Below are 13,309 nucleotides of genomic sequence, written 5' to 3' on the forward strand. Positions count from 1 at the left end.
TTGATGGTGGGCTTTCACTGACGTGTGGTGAGAGACAAGGGGACGGTTTTGCTGTCATAAGGCGCTATCTCATGGTGGGTGATGCTGTCTCAGGTTCGAGAGTTCTTATGCGCTGAGATGGTGGGGGCGGGGCTGATCGCGGGGTGGAGCCTCGGGATCGGGTGTCGGGGGGTGCCCCTATCTCTTTGGTCAAGGGAAACGGGGCTGTGTTGGGTCGGGGGGCCGGTCAGCATGGCGGTGACCTCGTTCCTGGACCTGGACATCGGGCGCTCCGGCACCAACCGCCGACTGCACCCGGACCACGACTGACAGGAGCCCCGTTGTGCCCGACACCGAGACGCGCATCCATGCGTGGCGCATCGACGACCGGGAGTACCAGCGCCAGAAGGAACGACGCGGCCGCCGGTTCGCCTACACGAGCCTCGAGCCCGCTCGCACGGCGCTGGTCGTGATCGACATGGTGCCGTTCTTCGTCGACGCCAACCCCTACGCCCGCGGCATCGTCCCGAACATCCAACGCCTCGCCGATCGCCTTCGAAGCGCCGGCGGAACGGTCGCCTGGGTCCTGCCCGCGCGCACCGAACGCACTGAAGTCGGCGACGAATTCCACGGCCCCGAAGCGGCCGAGATGTTCCGCAACTCCGGCGGCACCGGCCCGCTGCCGGACCGGCTCTGGCGCGGCTTCACCCTCGGCGCCGACGACCTGCTAGAGGAGAAGTCCGCACCCAGCGCCTTCTTCCCCGGCCGCTGCCCACTGCCCGAGCTGCTCCGGGAACGCGGGGTCAACACGGTTCTGATCACCGGCACAGTCACCAACGTGTGCTGCGAGTCTTCAGCCCGCGACGCCTGGACCCTCGGCTACCGGGTCATCATGGTCGCCGATGCGAACGCCACCGGCCGCGACCAAGACCACAACGCCACTCTGCACACGATCTACCGGTCCTTCGGTGACGTCCGGCCAACCGCAGATGTTCTCGCGCTGATTGACGACCGACTGACTGCCTGAGCGCTCGTGTGGCACAGCATTCGCACGAGGCTGTCAGCCGTCGCCGCAGAGCGCCCGCATCACCTCGTTCCACTGCTCGGGCCGGGCCGCCTCACAGTTGCGGCAGTGGCGTCCGTTGACGCGCTCTCGCTGGACGAAGCCGGACTGAGCGGAGCGGACTTGGACCACGTTCAGGAGGAGCGGCGTGGGGCAGAGGGGACACGGGGCTCCATACCTGTTGATCATCATGGGCGGAGCTGTGCACACACGCGACGGCTTACCGTCTCGGGCTGCCGGGACGGCCCGCCCGGCGGGAAGCACCCTGGATCGAGCTCTTCCGCAGGTCGCGGGCGGGGTTCCATGGCCGGATGCTCAGCGTCGCGAAGGTCGCCCCGGGTGCCGGGTGACAGTACTTTCCCTGTCAAGTTGTTCTGTTCAGCTATGCGGGTTGCCGGGGATGCCCGGAGTGAGGGCGAGGCCGCGCCGGTGCGAGTGCCTGTTTACAGTGACCGTCGAAGCGCGTGGCCGAACGGGCGACAGAAGAGTGGTGCCAAGACCTCTGGCGACGTGCTGGCTCTGCTGGATCGCGGTACCGACCGGTGATCAAGCGGGGGTCATGACGGTGCTGGGGCTCACCCGACCGAGCCCCGTGGCGTTCGCGGAAGCCGAGGCGATCATCGACGAGGATGGCCACGGAGAGGCAGACGGCAATCCCGACGGACTGGCTCGGGTGTACGTGAGCCCCGAAGTCGACGTGTGGACGCTGGTCATCGGACCGTGGTGCGATCCGTGCGACGGTGAGCGCAGCAAGGAGGTGCTGCGTCTGTGTACCGAACTGAGCGCGCGGCACGTCCGGGCGCAGGCGTACTACTACTACGGTGCGCAGGGCGATGGTGGGTCTTCGCCACCGATCCCGGAGGCCTTCAACCCACCCCCGTTCACAACCGGTGACGATGCCGGACACCGCCTGAGGTCAGACCCCGCTCAAGTTCGAAGACCCGCACAGCCGCGGCGCTGGGCACCAGTCCCCTCGCGTTGACGGAAGATACGCAGGTGCGCGGTACTGGCGCTCTCGCCCTCACACCGCACGACCAGGGCTCCACTCCGACTCGGCTGCCCAGCGGCGCTGAGTCTGGCCCCTCCATTTGATGGCATCTGGGCGTCCGAGTTATGGAACACCAGTGAGACGGACCGCGCGGCCATCGGTGTTCCATAACCCGTGCCAGGGTGCCGACCACTCACCCGCGGGCGAAGTTCTGCGTCCAGTAGACGCGGGAGTTGTGGCCGTTCACCTTGCCCACACCGAGCACCTTGTAGTTGCAGTCGAGGATCGCATGGCGGTGCCCCCAATTGGATGCCTCATCGTGGTTCAGCCAGTTGTCCATCGCCTGCGCATAGGTCTGGTTGGTGCCGTAGCTCCAGTGCTCGGGACGTTGCGCAGGAGTAAAGCCGGCCGCTCTGACCCGGTCTGCGGGCATTGTGTTGTCCGAGCCTATATGCCCGCGCCTGGGGTCGTTCCTGGGATACGCGTCGATGAGTTTCGAGTAGTTGGCAGCCAGGTCCTCGCTGTGTTTGCGCGCAACCTCGCTAAGTCGTGGGTCGAGACGCACACTCGGATCCCCGCACGTACTGCGTCGTGCCTGAACGATCTGGTCGACCATCTGTTTTGCCTCGGAAGGCATCGGCGGAAGGATAACGGGCTCGTCGCCAGTTCTCCATGCCTGGTTGACCCACCAAGGGTCATCCGTGTCCCGTGCGCACGTCCATTGCTGTAGGCCTGCGCCTTGTCTGGGCGGACTGGGAAAATCAGCGTTTCCCGCATCGAGGCACTTTCCGCTGTGTTTCGAGACGATCAGGTATCCCACAGCGTCTTCCGGGCAACCGCCGCTGCCAGGGGGACATGACTTCGGACTCCCTATGTCCACGAACTCCCAGAGCTGGTTGGTGCCGCCATGACAGTCCCATTGAAAGACCTGTGCTCCGTCAGTTTTGGACCACCCGGAGACGTCCAGGCACTTCCCGGAATGCCGCGCGACGATCTTGTACCCTCGCCCGCCGCCCGCATCCACGAAGTCGAACTGCTGGTTCCTCGCGGAACTGTTCTGTGGCCAGAGGACGACCGCCTGGCCGTTGGCCAGCCCTCCGGCCACGACGTCCGCCGCCAACCCGGAACCCTGGTTGTAGATACTGATTCCGCTTCCTTGGGCGTTGGCCGAGCCAGGCTTTGGAAGGCCGAGCCCCACAAGGAGCACAGTCAGCAAGACCAGCCGGATCGTATTCCTCACTGGAAATGTGCGGATTTTCCACATTGATGCATTCATTAGTGCACACAAGAGCATCCGGGGGTCGCTCAATCAGCGTAGGCCGACGGAGCCAGGAGGGCCACTCGAGCACAAGGTCACCCGCCACCGATAAAGAGGGCAAAACACCGCCTCTGGGCTTAGTACTGCAACGGTCTTTGCTCTGATGGTTTGTTGGCTTCTGGTGGTGTGTGGCCGCGTCGTTTGTAGTGGCTGATGCGGGCTTGGTGTTGTCGTCTGCGGCGCCAGTGTGACCAGTGCAGGACGTGGTCGGTGCTTGGGCGGGGTCGAGTGAGGCGGGTGATCAGGCGTCTGAGTTCGGGGAGGGTCAGGGGTATGAGCTGGGAGGATCCGTTTCTGCTTTCCCGGTGTCGAGTTCACGGGCCCGCAGGACGGTGAGGCAGGCGTGTGCGGCCATGGCCAGGGTGATGTGGCGGTGCCAGCCGTCGTAGCGGCGGACCTGGTAGTCGTCCAGGCCGCACTCCTGCTTCGCGGTCTGGAAGCACTCCTCGACCGCCCACCGGCTGCCCGCGATGCGGATCAGCTCGTCGAGTGTGGTGTCGGCCGGGCAGTAGGCGATGTAGTAGGAGATCTCCTCGGGCCGGCGGACACTTCGGCGGGCGATCACCCAGTGACGACGGTCCTCGCGGTGCCAGGGACGGACCTCGACCCTCGCCCAGTCGTAGACCCTCGGGCCGTGGGCGCCGTTGCCGCAGGAACGGCGCTTCCACTTCTGCCGGGACAGCCCGGGAAACAGATCGTGAACGGGGTGGTCCATGGCCCAGCGGGTGACGACGGTGTCATGCCGGGTGGTGGCCATCACGTGGAAGACATCCGCCCGCTCCAGCTCAGAACGCCAGCCCTTGGAGAAGCCGTAGGCGGCGTCGGCGGTCACCCACCGGAACGGGATCCGGTCCGTGATCGCCCGGCGGACCATGGCCTTGGCCATCACCACTTTCGTCTCGAAGGCGACCGTGTCGTCGATGCCCGCGGCCCGGCACCGGTCGCGGTCATCGGTCCATGAGGTGGGCAGATAGAGGCGGCGGTCGATCAATGTGCGGCCGCGTCCGCCGGCATAGGCGAGGAAGACCCCGATCTGGGAGTTCTCCGTCCGGCCGGCGGTTCCGGAGTATTGGCGCTGGACCCCGGCCGAGCGGATGCCCTTCTTCAGGAACCCGGTGTCGTCCACGATCAGCACCGCATCCGGATCGCCGAGGTGCTCGACGACGTAGTCCCGCACGTCGTCCAGGACTTCGTCCGCGCTCCAGTCGATCCGGTTCAGCAGCCGGTGGATCCGGTCCGGGCCGCCATGCCCGGCCTCCTCGGCAAGCGTCCAGCCGTTCTTCCGCTCCAGCGGAGCTATCAGCCCCCGCATATAGGCGAGAGCCGACTCCCGCGGCTCCGACCTGGAGAAACGGTGCACGAACCGCTCGTGCAAGGCCTTCAGTTCACCGGCCCACGACCGGGCATCAGCAAGTTCCCCACCCATGACCTGATAAACGACCGACCTGCCCAACCGTCACGGCAAGCACCGTTGCAGTATTAGGTTCTGTCTGGCGAGTCATGAACGGAGCCAGAGGCCGAATGGCCGCAACAGGATCAGATGCACCTCGAGGTCTGCGGGCACTTCCTTGTCGAACTTGGCCAGGAACTTAGGTCGTGTCCTACATGGTTGTTGGTCCTTGAGAAGTACATGGGGAGCGTTGGGTGGGGTTGGATCGTTCCGGATGGGCTGTGGGAGATCGCGAAGCCGTTGTTGCCACCGGTCCGCGTGAGGCCGCAGGGTGGCGGGGTCGCGAACAGCGATGACGAGGCAGTCTTCGCAGCGGTCATCTACGTGCTGGTCAGCGGCTGTGCCTGGCGGGCGCTGCCGCCCTGTTTCGGGGCGTCGAAGTCGACTGTGCATCGCCGGTTCCTGATCTGGTCGCGGGCCGGCGTGTGGGGCCGACTGCACCAGAAGGTGCTCCAACTCCTGGTCGAACAAGGGTTGGTGGATCTTTCCCGCGCGGTCCTCGACTCGGCCCATGTCCGCGCTGAAAAGGGGGCGAACTTGCAGGTCCGAGTCCCGTGGACCGGGGTAGGCCCGGTTCCAAAATGCACGTCCTGTCCGACGCGGACGGACTGCCCCTACGCGTCGGACTCTCCGCGGCCAACACCCACGACAGCCAGGCACTGAAGCCGATGCTGTCCCATTTCCACATGGGACACGAATCCCACGCAGCCGACTCCAAGCCCCAACGCCTCCACGCCGACAAGGCCTACGACATCCCTCACCTGCGGAAATGGCTGTGGGGCAAACACATCGGTGTCCGCATCGCCCGCAAGGGCATCGACTCCAGCAAACGTCTCGCGAGGTGTGTCTGAGTCTTTGAGCCAAGGTCAGGGTTAAATACCCAACCAGGACGTGACGGATATTGAGGATTCTCAGTTCTGTTTCCGACGGTAGGCGATGCGGTGTTCGCGTGCCTGCTGGAGACCGTGGGCGCGGGCCGTTCGGATGGCGTCGGCGCGTCCGGTGTGCTCGTCGTCGGGGGTGACGTAGCCGAGCCCGGCGTGCAGGCGCACGGTGTTGTACTCGGTGTGGACCGCGTCGAGTTCGGCCTCGAGTTCGAAGGGGTCGCGGATCTTGGTCAGGTGTGGCCACTCGCCCTTGACGTGGCTGAACAGTGATTCGATCCAGGCCTGGTCGTTGGGGGTGTGAGGGCGTCCGAAGTGCTGGCCGATCAGGCAGGCGGCCATGAAGGTGCGGGTATCCGCGGAGCGCATCTGGGGGCCGTTGTCCGAGACCGCCAGCAGGACGGGCTGTTCGTCGGGCGGTGGCCCGGGGGCGGTGAGTTCGGCACGCATCCGGCGCTCGGCGAGGTGCCCGAGGTCCTCGGAATGCAGCGCGGACAGGAACGCGGTCTCGACCTGGAGGGAGGACTCCTGGGCGGAGACCAACGTGGTGATCCACTTGCGGCTCACCAGGTCCATGATTGCGAGAGCGCACCTGCGTGCTGCCGTGAAGTGCGTGAAGTCGTAGATCCAGATTGATCTCGGGCGCCAGAGCGCCCAGTCGGGAAACGGTTTCTTCTCGCGGTGTTCGCGTACCGGGCCGCCGGGCAGGCGGATGCCCTGGTCGTCCAGGACCCGCAGCACGGTGGATTCCGAGACGTGGACCCAGCCCAGGCGGGAGCCGCGGTGGGCGAGTTTGCGGTGCGAGCGGTCCGTGCCGCCCCACTCCTCGGCGAGTTTGACGATTGCCTCGCGCTCGAAGTCCAGCAGCGCGTGCACCGCAACGTTCGGGCCGGCCGGGCTGTCCTCGAGCCGTCCCGCCACGCGGCGCTGCTGCCAGCGCAGCACCCGCATATGGTCGACGCCCAGTGTGTCGGCGGCATGGCGCACCGACCAGCCGGCCCGCCCTGCATGGTCGACCAGCTCCAGAAGCCCGGCCTTGATCTCCGCGTGCACGCGTGGCGCGACGGGGCCGGCGCTCAGGCCCATCGTGCTTTTCCCTGCTGCAGATGGAGCGCGACTGCCTGCTCCGTGATGGTGGCCCGCAGCCGTTCCACCTCCGCGCGGGCCTCGGCCAGCGCGGCTTGCTCGACGGTCATGCCGGGCCGGCCCGGCACCGCGGCGGCGAACCCGTCGAGCACGCTCTGCTTCGCACACCGCAGCACTGCGATCACGGTGGAGCGGTCCACGCCCCAGCGTTCCGCGGCCTCGCGCTGCGTGTGCTGACCGGTGAGCACCGCCACGAACATCTCGTACTTCTCCGACGGGGCCAGCCGCTTACGCGGCTTCCGGGGAGTAACTCCTGCCATGATCGAAAACCTTCCAGATCAAGGCCCGAAGGCCAGAGACCTGGCTGGGTGTTTCCTCACGATCTTGGCTCATTCACTCAGACGCATACCGGTCTCGGGCGCCGAAGGTGGGTCATCGAGCGGACCATGTCCTGGCTGACCGGCTACCGCAGACTCAACCACCGCTACGAACGACAACCCGCCAACTACCTGGCCTTTCTCGGCTGGCAGCCGCCATCTGCTGCTACAAACGCTTTCGCAACCTCACCATGTAGGACATGGTCTTAGTCCGGAAAAGCATCCCGTACGAGCTGTGCGTGCTGGTGGCGCTGCGGGATGCGGTGCGGCGCCGGGAGATCTGGGTGGTGGGGGCGAACCGGTGGCGTATCCCGGAGGACGACCTGCCGGCGGACTTCGAGGACAACCGGGACGTGCACTACGCCGCGCTGGGCCAGCCGCAGGACGCCGGGGAGTTCATCGCCGCCCTGCAAGGCAGGCTCCGCACCTCGCTCGACCGCTTCGAGCAGGCGCTCGCGGCGGGCACGAGAGGTGGGGTGGCGATCGTCAAGAAGCACGGCGAGCCGTGGATCAGGGTCTCCCCGCGCGGCAAACAGGAGGAGCCCGAGAGCCTGGTGGCCATCAAGGATGAGATCGAGCGGCGCTGGGGCACCATCGACCTGCTGGACATCCTGAAGTACGCCGAGTTCGAGACGGACTTCATCGCCGAGTTCACCTCGGTCGCCACCAGAGAGATGCTGTCGAAGGACGTGCTGCGGCGGCGCCTGGTGCTGGTCCTGTTCGGGCTGGGCACGAACATGGGGATCAAGCGGGTCGCGGTGACCGGCAGGCACGGCGAGAGCGAGGCTACGCTGCGCAGGGTGCGGCACCTGTTCGTCAACCGGGCCAACATGCGCGCGGCCCTGCGGAAGCGGGTGAACGCCACCTTCGCCGTCCGGGACGAGATGTGGTGGGGCACCGGCACCGCGTGCGCCTCCGACAGCCGCAAGTTCGGCGCCTGGTCCTCCAACCTGATGACCGAGTGGCACCAGCGCTACCGGGGCCCCGGCGTGATGATCTACTGGCACGTCGAACGGAAATCCGTCTGCATCTACTCCCAGCTCAAGTCCTGTTCGGCCTCCGAGGTCGCCTCGATGATCGAGGGCGTGCTGCGGCACTGCACCGACATGGTCGTCGACCGGCAGTACACCGACACCCACGGCGCGTCCATCGTCGGCTTCGCCTTCGCCCACATGCTCGACTTCAAGCTGACCAAGGCTGAAGAACATCGGCTCCGCGAAGCTGTACCGGCCGGCCGCCAGGGAGGACGAAAACTGGCCGAACCTGGGCGAGGTGCTCTCCACCAAGACGATTGACTGGGACCTGATCGCCCAGCAGTACGACCAGATCGTGAAGTACACCACCGCCCTGCGCCTGGGCACCGCGGAAACCGAGCAGGTCCTGCGCCGGTTCACCCGCGGCGGCCCCAAGCACCCGACGTACCGGGCGATCGAAGAACTGGGGCGGGCGGTGCGTACCTCGTTCGTCTGCGGCTTCCTCGCGGACGTCGAGATGCGCCAGGAGATCCACGAGGGGTTGCAGGTGGTGGAGAACTGGAACTCTGCGAACAAGGACCTCTTCTATGGCAAGGACGGGGACCTGGCCGGTGCGGACAAGGAGTCCCAGGAGGTCAGCATGCTCGCGCTGTTCCTGCTCCAGTCCACGGTGGTGCACGTCAACACGCTGCTGATGCAGGAGGTCCTGGCCGATCCGAAGTGGGCGGACAGCTCACCGACGCGGACCGCAGGGCACTGTCGCCGCTGTTCTGGACCCATGTCAATCCGTACGGCCGGTTCGAGCTGGACATGAACAGCCGCCTCGACCTGGACCTTTCCATCCGGGCTGCGACGGTGCCCGGGCGCGCGTACCCCGCAGGGGGAGGCGGCCGCAGCCCCGGCATAGCACCGTGACACCCGGGCTGCGGGCCTGGCCGCGGACATGGCGCGGCGCGCAGTTGTTTCAGTCCGGGAGGGGTGCGGTCAGCGGGCGAGGGAGACGGCGAAGGGCTTGAAGCCGTGTCGGCGCAGGATGTGGGGCACGGCCAGGATCATGGCCTCGGTGGCGCGGGCTGTGGTGATGTCGCCGAGGTTCTCGATCCATGCGGGCTGCCAGCCCAGGTCGCCGAGCAGGCCGGTGACGGTCTTCTTCGCGTTCTCGTCGTCGCCCGAGACATAGACGGTGGGTGGGGTGGCCAGGGTTTCGGGAGCGGTCATGACCATGAACAGCATGGTGTTGAGGGTCTTGACCACATGGGTGTCGGGGAGTGCGGCCTGGAGCTTTTCGGCGAGGCTGCTGCCGGGATAGCACAGGTTGCCGGGCAGGCCGTCATCGGCGTCGCGGGTGGCGTTGGAGACATCGATGAGGATTTTTCCGGAGAGCTCGGTGCGCAGGTCGGTGAGGCGGTCCAGGGAGCTGTCGCCGGGCGTCGCGTTGATCACGATGTCCGCGGTGCGGGCGGTGATGCGCTGGTCGGCGAAGGCGAACCCGGCGGCGCGGGCGGCGGTGTCTTCTGGGCTCCGGCCACCGAGGGTGACGTGGTGTCCGGCCGCGGAGAGCTTGCTGGCGAGATTGGCGCCGACGCGGCCGGTGCCCAGGATGCCGATGCTGGTCATGAGGTGATGCTCCTTGCGGTATCGGGTGGGAAGAGCGGAGGCGTCCGGTCAGGCGATCGGCGAGAGGACCTTGAGGGCGGCGGCCAGGAAGTCGCGGCTGCCCGTGTTCCAGGGTTCGCCCGCCAGGTCGGTGACGGTGCCTCCCGCCTCGGAGACCAGCAGGGCGCCGGCGACCAGGCCGGAGCGGACGTCGGAGAACTGCCAGAACGCGTCCATGCGTCCGGCGGCGACGTGGATGAGCTGCATCGTGGCGGGAACGGACACGCGCACGACCAGGCCGTTGATGAGCATGGCGGTGACGGAGTCACCGATCCGCCGGAAGGTGCGCTCGTCCTCGCCGGGCTTGGCCTGACCGGTGCCGGTGAGCGCGGCGCCCATATCGGTCTTGGCGGACACCTTCAGGGGTCGGTCGTTGAGGCGGGCACCGCCGCCGGCGACGGCGGTGTAAGTGTCGCCGGTCAGAGGCAGGTGGACGACGGTGAGCACCGGCCTGTTGTCGCGGACCAGGGTGGCGGTGACGGCCCAGTCCTCCATGGCGTGGACGTGGTTGATGTTGCCCTCGGCGGGGTCGACGACCCACCACTCCCCGGGCGGGAGCGCGCCGCCGGCCAGCTCGTCCTCGGCCCACTGCGACCCTCGCCGGGCCCGCAGCAGCGGTTCCCGCAGCACGTCCAGCACCGCGTCGTCGTTGGCGTGGATCTCATCGACGACCTCGTCCAGACTCACGCCTCGGGCGTGCGTGGTGTAGCGGCCGCGCAGCGTGAGGCCGGCGGTCTTCACCGCAGCTGTCACATCGGACATGAGCGTCGTGTCGGCGTCGAAAGGCATGACTGTGCTCATGGTGGGCTCCCTGGGGTCGGTCGATGCGGGGCGGTTTGTCTCGCCCCCGCAGTTCGAAAGTAGGCCGCCTTACGATTAACAACAAGTGCATGCATGTCACTTGTAGAGTTACTTTCATGCAACTGGATCTGAACCTGCTCACGGCCCTGGACGCGCTGCTGGAAGAGGGCAGTGTCGCCGGCGCCGCAGCCCGCCTCCACGTCACCGCACCGGCGATGAGCCGCTCCCTGGGCCGCATCCGCAAGGTCACCGGTGACCAGATCCTGGTCCGCACCGGCCGCAGCATGGTCCCCACCACCCGCGCGCTGGCCATGCGCGCCGAGGTTCACGCCCTCGTGCAGCAGGCCCACCACCTCCTGTCCGCGCAGCAAGAACTCGACCTGGCAGCTCTGGACCGGGTGTTCACCGTGCGCTGGCACGACGCCCTGACCGCAGCCTGCGGCACCGCCCTGACCACGGCCGTCCACCACCAGGCCCCCGGCGTCCGGCTGCGCCTGTCCGCCGAACCCGGCACGGACACCCCCGAGCTGCGCCGGGGAGAGGTCGACCTCGAATCCAGCTCCAGTCAGCCGACATTCCCCGACATCCGCCACCGCCTCGTCGGCAGGGACCGGCTGGTCGTCGCCGTCCGACCAGGCCACCCGCTCGCCGAGGGTCGGCTGAGCCCTGAGCGTTACGCAGCCGCCGAACACCTCACCGTTTCGCGGCGTGGAAGCTTGCGCGACCCGATCGACGACGCCCTGACCACGCGCGGCCTCGAACGACGCGTCGTCGCCGCCGGGCCCACCGCCGCCTTCGCGCTGCAACTCGCGCTCGCCAGCGACCTGGTGGTCACCCTTCCCGACGCGGTCACCCGCGCGACCCGGGACCAACTCGGCCTGGTCGCGCTGCCGCCACCACTCCAGTTGCCCGATGTCTCGTTGTACCTGCTGTGGCACCAGCGCTATGACGAAGACCGCGCCCACATCTGGCTGCGCGACCTGGCCACCGAAACCGTCCAGGCACTGTTTGCACCACCAAATACCTGATCATCGCACCAGCCAACCCAGCCGGGAGTGACGCCGAGGTGAGCTCAGAAGCCGCCAATTGTTGATCTTGAGGCGTCAGCGCATCCGTCGGGCGGGGGGGGTGCCTCTATGTCCTTCGTCAAGCCTGAGCAGGTCATGCGGTGGCTGTCTCGGGGGTGCGGGATTCGTAGAAGGTGCCGTCGCGGAGCATGGCGAACAGCACGCTGATGCGGTGGCGGGCGAGGCGGAGCAAGGCCTGTGTGTGGGTCTTGCCGCGGGCTCTTTGCCGTTCGTAGTAGGTGCGGGAGGCGGGGTCGTGCAGGGCGGCGAACGCGGAGAGGAACATGGCCCGTTTCAGGAGCCGGTTGCCTGTTCTGGGGGCGTGTTCGCCGTGGATGGAGGATCCGGAGGACCTCGTTGCCGGGGCGAGGCCGGCGTAGGAGGCAAGGTGGGCGGCAGTGGGGAACGAGGTGCCGTCGCCGATGGTGACCAGCAAGGTGGCGGCGGTCCTGACACCGACTCCGGGCATCGAGGTCAGGACCTGGGAAAGAGGGTGCGACTCAAGCAGCTCGCCGATCTGGGCTTCCAGAGCGCGTCGTTGTTCGTGGACGGCGGCCAGCGAGCGGGCCAGCGAGGGCACGACCACGTCCAGGGTGCCGGTGCCCGGGACCACGACGGTCTGTTCGTCGAGCGCGTCGAAGATGTCGTCCACCAGGCGTTCGGCCATGCGCGGGGCCTTGGGCCGTATCAGGTTCACGAGCCTGCGGCGTCCGGCCTTACGCAGGGCGGCGGGCGAGCCGAAGCGTTCCAGCAGGTGCGTCACAGCCTGGTGGTCCAGGCGGGGCCCCAGTACTCGCTCCAGGCTCGGGTGGAACTGGGTGAGCAGGCCGCGGAGCCGGTTGCTGGTGCGGGTAGCCTCGGCGGCGAGGTCCTGGTCGAAGCCGGTCAGGACGGTAAGCTGGGCCGCGGTCTCGTCGGCCAGTTCCAGGGCCCGCAGGGTGTGAGGCATGGTGCGGGCGGCGTCCGCGATCACGTGCGCGTCGCGGGCATCGGTCTTGGCCTCACCGGGATACAAATCGGCGATCCGCCGCATCGCCAGCCCTGGCAGGTAGGCCACGTGGCAGCCGGCGTCCCGGGCCACCGCGAGCGGCAGGGCGCCGATCGATGCGGGCTGGTCCACGATGACCAGCACGCGGCCGAACCTGGCCGTGAGCTTGTCGAACACGGCCCGCAGTTTCGGCTCGCTGTTGGGCAGCCGCTTGTCGTAGACGGTCTTGCCGCCCGCTGTCAGGCCGTGGCCGTGGTGGTCGCCCTTGCCGACGTCCAGGCCGAGGAAGACCGCGATTTCACCGGTGTCGAGCACCGCACCCCCCGAGGGTGGTCGTTCCGTCCCGGCCTCACCCACCGGCACCGAGCGCGCGCATCCACGTTACGCAGACCTGCCACCCTTCAACGGCCGGGCGTTGCGCTCGGCCGGGTGACGGTCGGGCCTCTCATCAGCGGTCAGACGGTGCCCCGGACCCGGTGACACCACCCCCCAGGTCATCGCTTCGACAGGGGGCAACAGTCATGCCGGGCCCGGAGGCCAGGAGCCCCGTTTCAGGGCCACGAAGAAAGTAACGGGGGCGTTCGGCGCCGTGCCGGGCGACCGCGTCGACGCCGGGGCGCGCGTACCGCTCCAGGGAGCGGACGGAGGCATGGCGGGAGCGGGCCCACAGTATCGGGG

General features: G+C 67.4%; 12 protein-coding genes and 2 pseudogenes. 6 read left to right on the forward strand and 8 right to left on the reverse strand.

What is annotated here, in order from left to right; all coding sequences use genetic code 11:
* The first annotated feature begins 322 nt into the window (after window positions 1-322).
* Window positions 323-1,006 carry an isochorismatase family cysteine hydrolase gene (locus OG883_RS17085; RefSeq protein ID WP_266541013.1) on the forward strand — a complete coding sequence of 228 codons (684 nt, stop codon included), beginning with the start codon at window positions 323-325 and terminating at the stop codon, window positions 1,004-1,006.
* A gap of 33 nt (window positions 1,007-1,039) precedes the next feature.
* Here the strand turns inward: OG883_RS17085 and OG883_RS17090 are convergent, their stop codons facing one another.
* From OG883_RS17090 to OG883_RS17100, 3 genes are all read right to left on the reverse strand, one after another.
* Entirely contained in the window at window positions 1,040-1,234 is a 195-nt protein-coding gene (locus OG883_RS17090) for a hypothetical protein (RefSeq protein ID WP_266541016.1), read from the reverse strand.
* A 989-nt stretch (window positions 1,235-2,223) separates the two neighbouring features.
* Window positions 2,224-3,237, reverse strand: a complete 1,014-nt coding sequence (locus OG883_RS17095) for an RICIN domain-containing protein (protein ID WP_266541649.1) — start codon at window positions 3,235-3,237, stop codon at window positions 2,224-2,226.
* Between the two features lie 376 nt (window positions 3,238-3,613).
* On the reverse strand, window positions 3,614-4,774 hold the full coding sequence (locus tag OG883_RS17100) for an IS701 family transposase (RefSeq protein WP_266533120.1): 1,161 nt from the start codon (window positions 4,772-4,774) through the stop codon (window positions 3,614-3,616).
* 204 nt (window positions 4,775-4,978) lie between these two features.
* Here OG883_RS17100 and OG883_RS17105 point away from each other — a divergent pair.
* Window positions 4,979-5,640, forward strand: a pseudogene (locus OG883_RS17105) (IS5 family transposase); the annotation flags it as partial.
* A 69-nt stretch (window positions 5,641-5,709) separates the two neighbouring features.
* Here OG883_RS17105 and OG883_RS17110 read toward each other — a convergent pair.
* Both OG883_RS17110 and OG883_RS17115 read right to left on the reverse strand, forming a co-directional pair.
* The gene (locus OG883_RS17110) at window positions 5,710-6,768 is read right to left on the reverse strand and encodes an integrase core domain-containing protein (protein ID WP_266540380.1); all 1,059 of its coding nucleotides are present in this window, start codon (window positions 6,766-6,768) and stop codon (window positions 5,710-5,712) included.
* Window positions 6,759-7,088 carry a hypothetical protein gene (locus OG883_RS17115; protein WP_266540382.1) on the reverse strand — a complete coding sequence of 110 codons (330 nt, stop codon included), beginning with the start codon at window positions 7,086-7,088 and terminating at the stop codon, window positions 6,759-6,761. The genes OG883_RS17110 and OG883_RS17115 overlap by 10 nt, the downstream gene beginning before the upstream one ends.
* Window positions 7,089-7,181: 93 nt before the next feature.
* On the opposite strand from OG883_RS17115, the pseudogene OG883_RS17120 reads away from it, so the two are divergent.
* From OG883_RS17120 to OG883_RS17130, 3 genes and pseudogenes are all read left to right on the forward strand, one after another.
* A pseudogene (locus tag OG883_RS17120) lies at window positions 7,182-7,342 on the forward strand (transposase); the annotation flags it as partial.
* A 3-nt stretch (window positions 7,343-7,345) separates the two neighbouring features.
* The gene (locus OG883_RS17125) at window positions 7,346-8,440 is read left to right on the forward strand and encodes a Tn3 family transposase (protein ID WP_266541019.1); all 1,095 of its coding nucleotides are present in this window, start codon (window positions 7,346-7,348) and stop codon (window positions 8,438-8,440) included.
* A complete protein-coding gene (locus OG883_RS17130) occupies window positions 8,367-8,933 on the forward strand; it encodes a Tn3 family transposase (RefSeq protein WP_266541658.1) in 567 nt (188 codons plus the stop codon). Before OG883_RS17125 ends, OG883_RS17130 begins: the two co-directional genes overlap by 74 nt.
* Before the next feature lie 170 nt (window positions 8,934-9,103).
* On the opposite strand, the gene OG883_RS17135 is transcribed toward OG883_RS17130, so the two are convergent.
* Window positions 9,104-9,736, reverse strand: a complete 633-nt coding sequence (locus tag OG883_RS17135; RefSeq protein ID WP_266541022.1) for an NADPH-dependent F420 reductase — start codon at window positions 9,734-9,736, stop codon at window positions 9,104-9,106.
* A gap of 48 nt (window positions 9,737-9,784) precedes the next feature.
* Entirely contained in the window at window positions 9,785-10,576 is a 792-nt protein-coding gene (locus tag OG883_RS17140) for an inositol monophosphatase family protein (protein ID WP_266541025.1), read from the reverse strand.
* A 116-nt stretch (window positions 10,577-10,692) separates the two neighbouring features.
* Between OG883_RS17140 and OG883_RS17145 the strand changes: the two genes are divergently transcribed.
* On the forward strand, window positions 10,693-11,604 hold the full coding sequence (locus OG883_RS17145; RefSeq protein ID WP_266541028.1) for a LysR family transcriptional regulator: 912 nt from the start codon (window positions 10,693-10,695) through the stop codon (window positions 11,602-11,604).
* Between the two features lie 133 nt (window positions 11,605-11,737).
* Here the strand turns inward: OG883_RS17145 and OG883_RS17150 are convergent, their stop codons facing one another.
* Window positions 11,738-12,946: an IS110 family transposase gene (locus tag OG883_RS17150; RefSeq protein WP_266534610.1), complete on the reverse strand. Its 1,209-nt coding sequence runs from the start codon at window positions 12,944-12,946 to the stop codon at window positions 11,738-11,740.
* Window positions 12,947-13,309 lie beyond the last annotated feature (363 nt).

The organism is Streptomyces sp. NBC_01142, from assembly GCF_026341125.1.
In the GTDB taxonomy this organism is placed as follows: Bacteria; Actinomycetota; Actinomycetes; order Streptomycetales; family Streptomycetaceae; genus Streptomyces.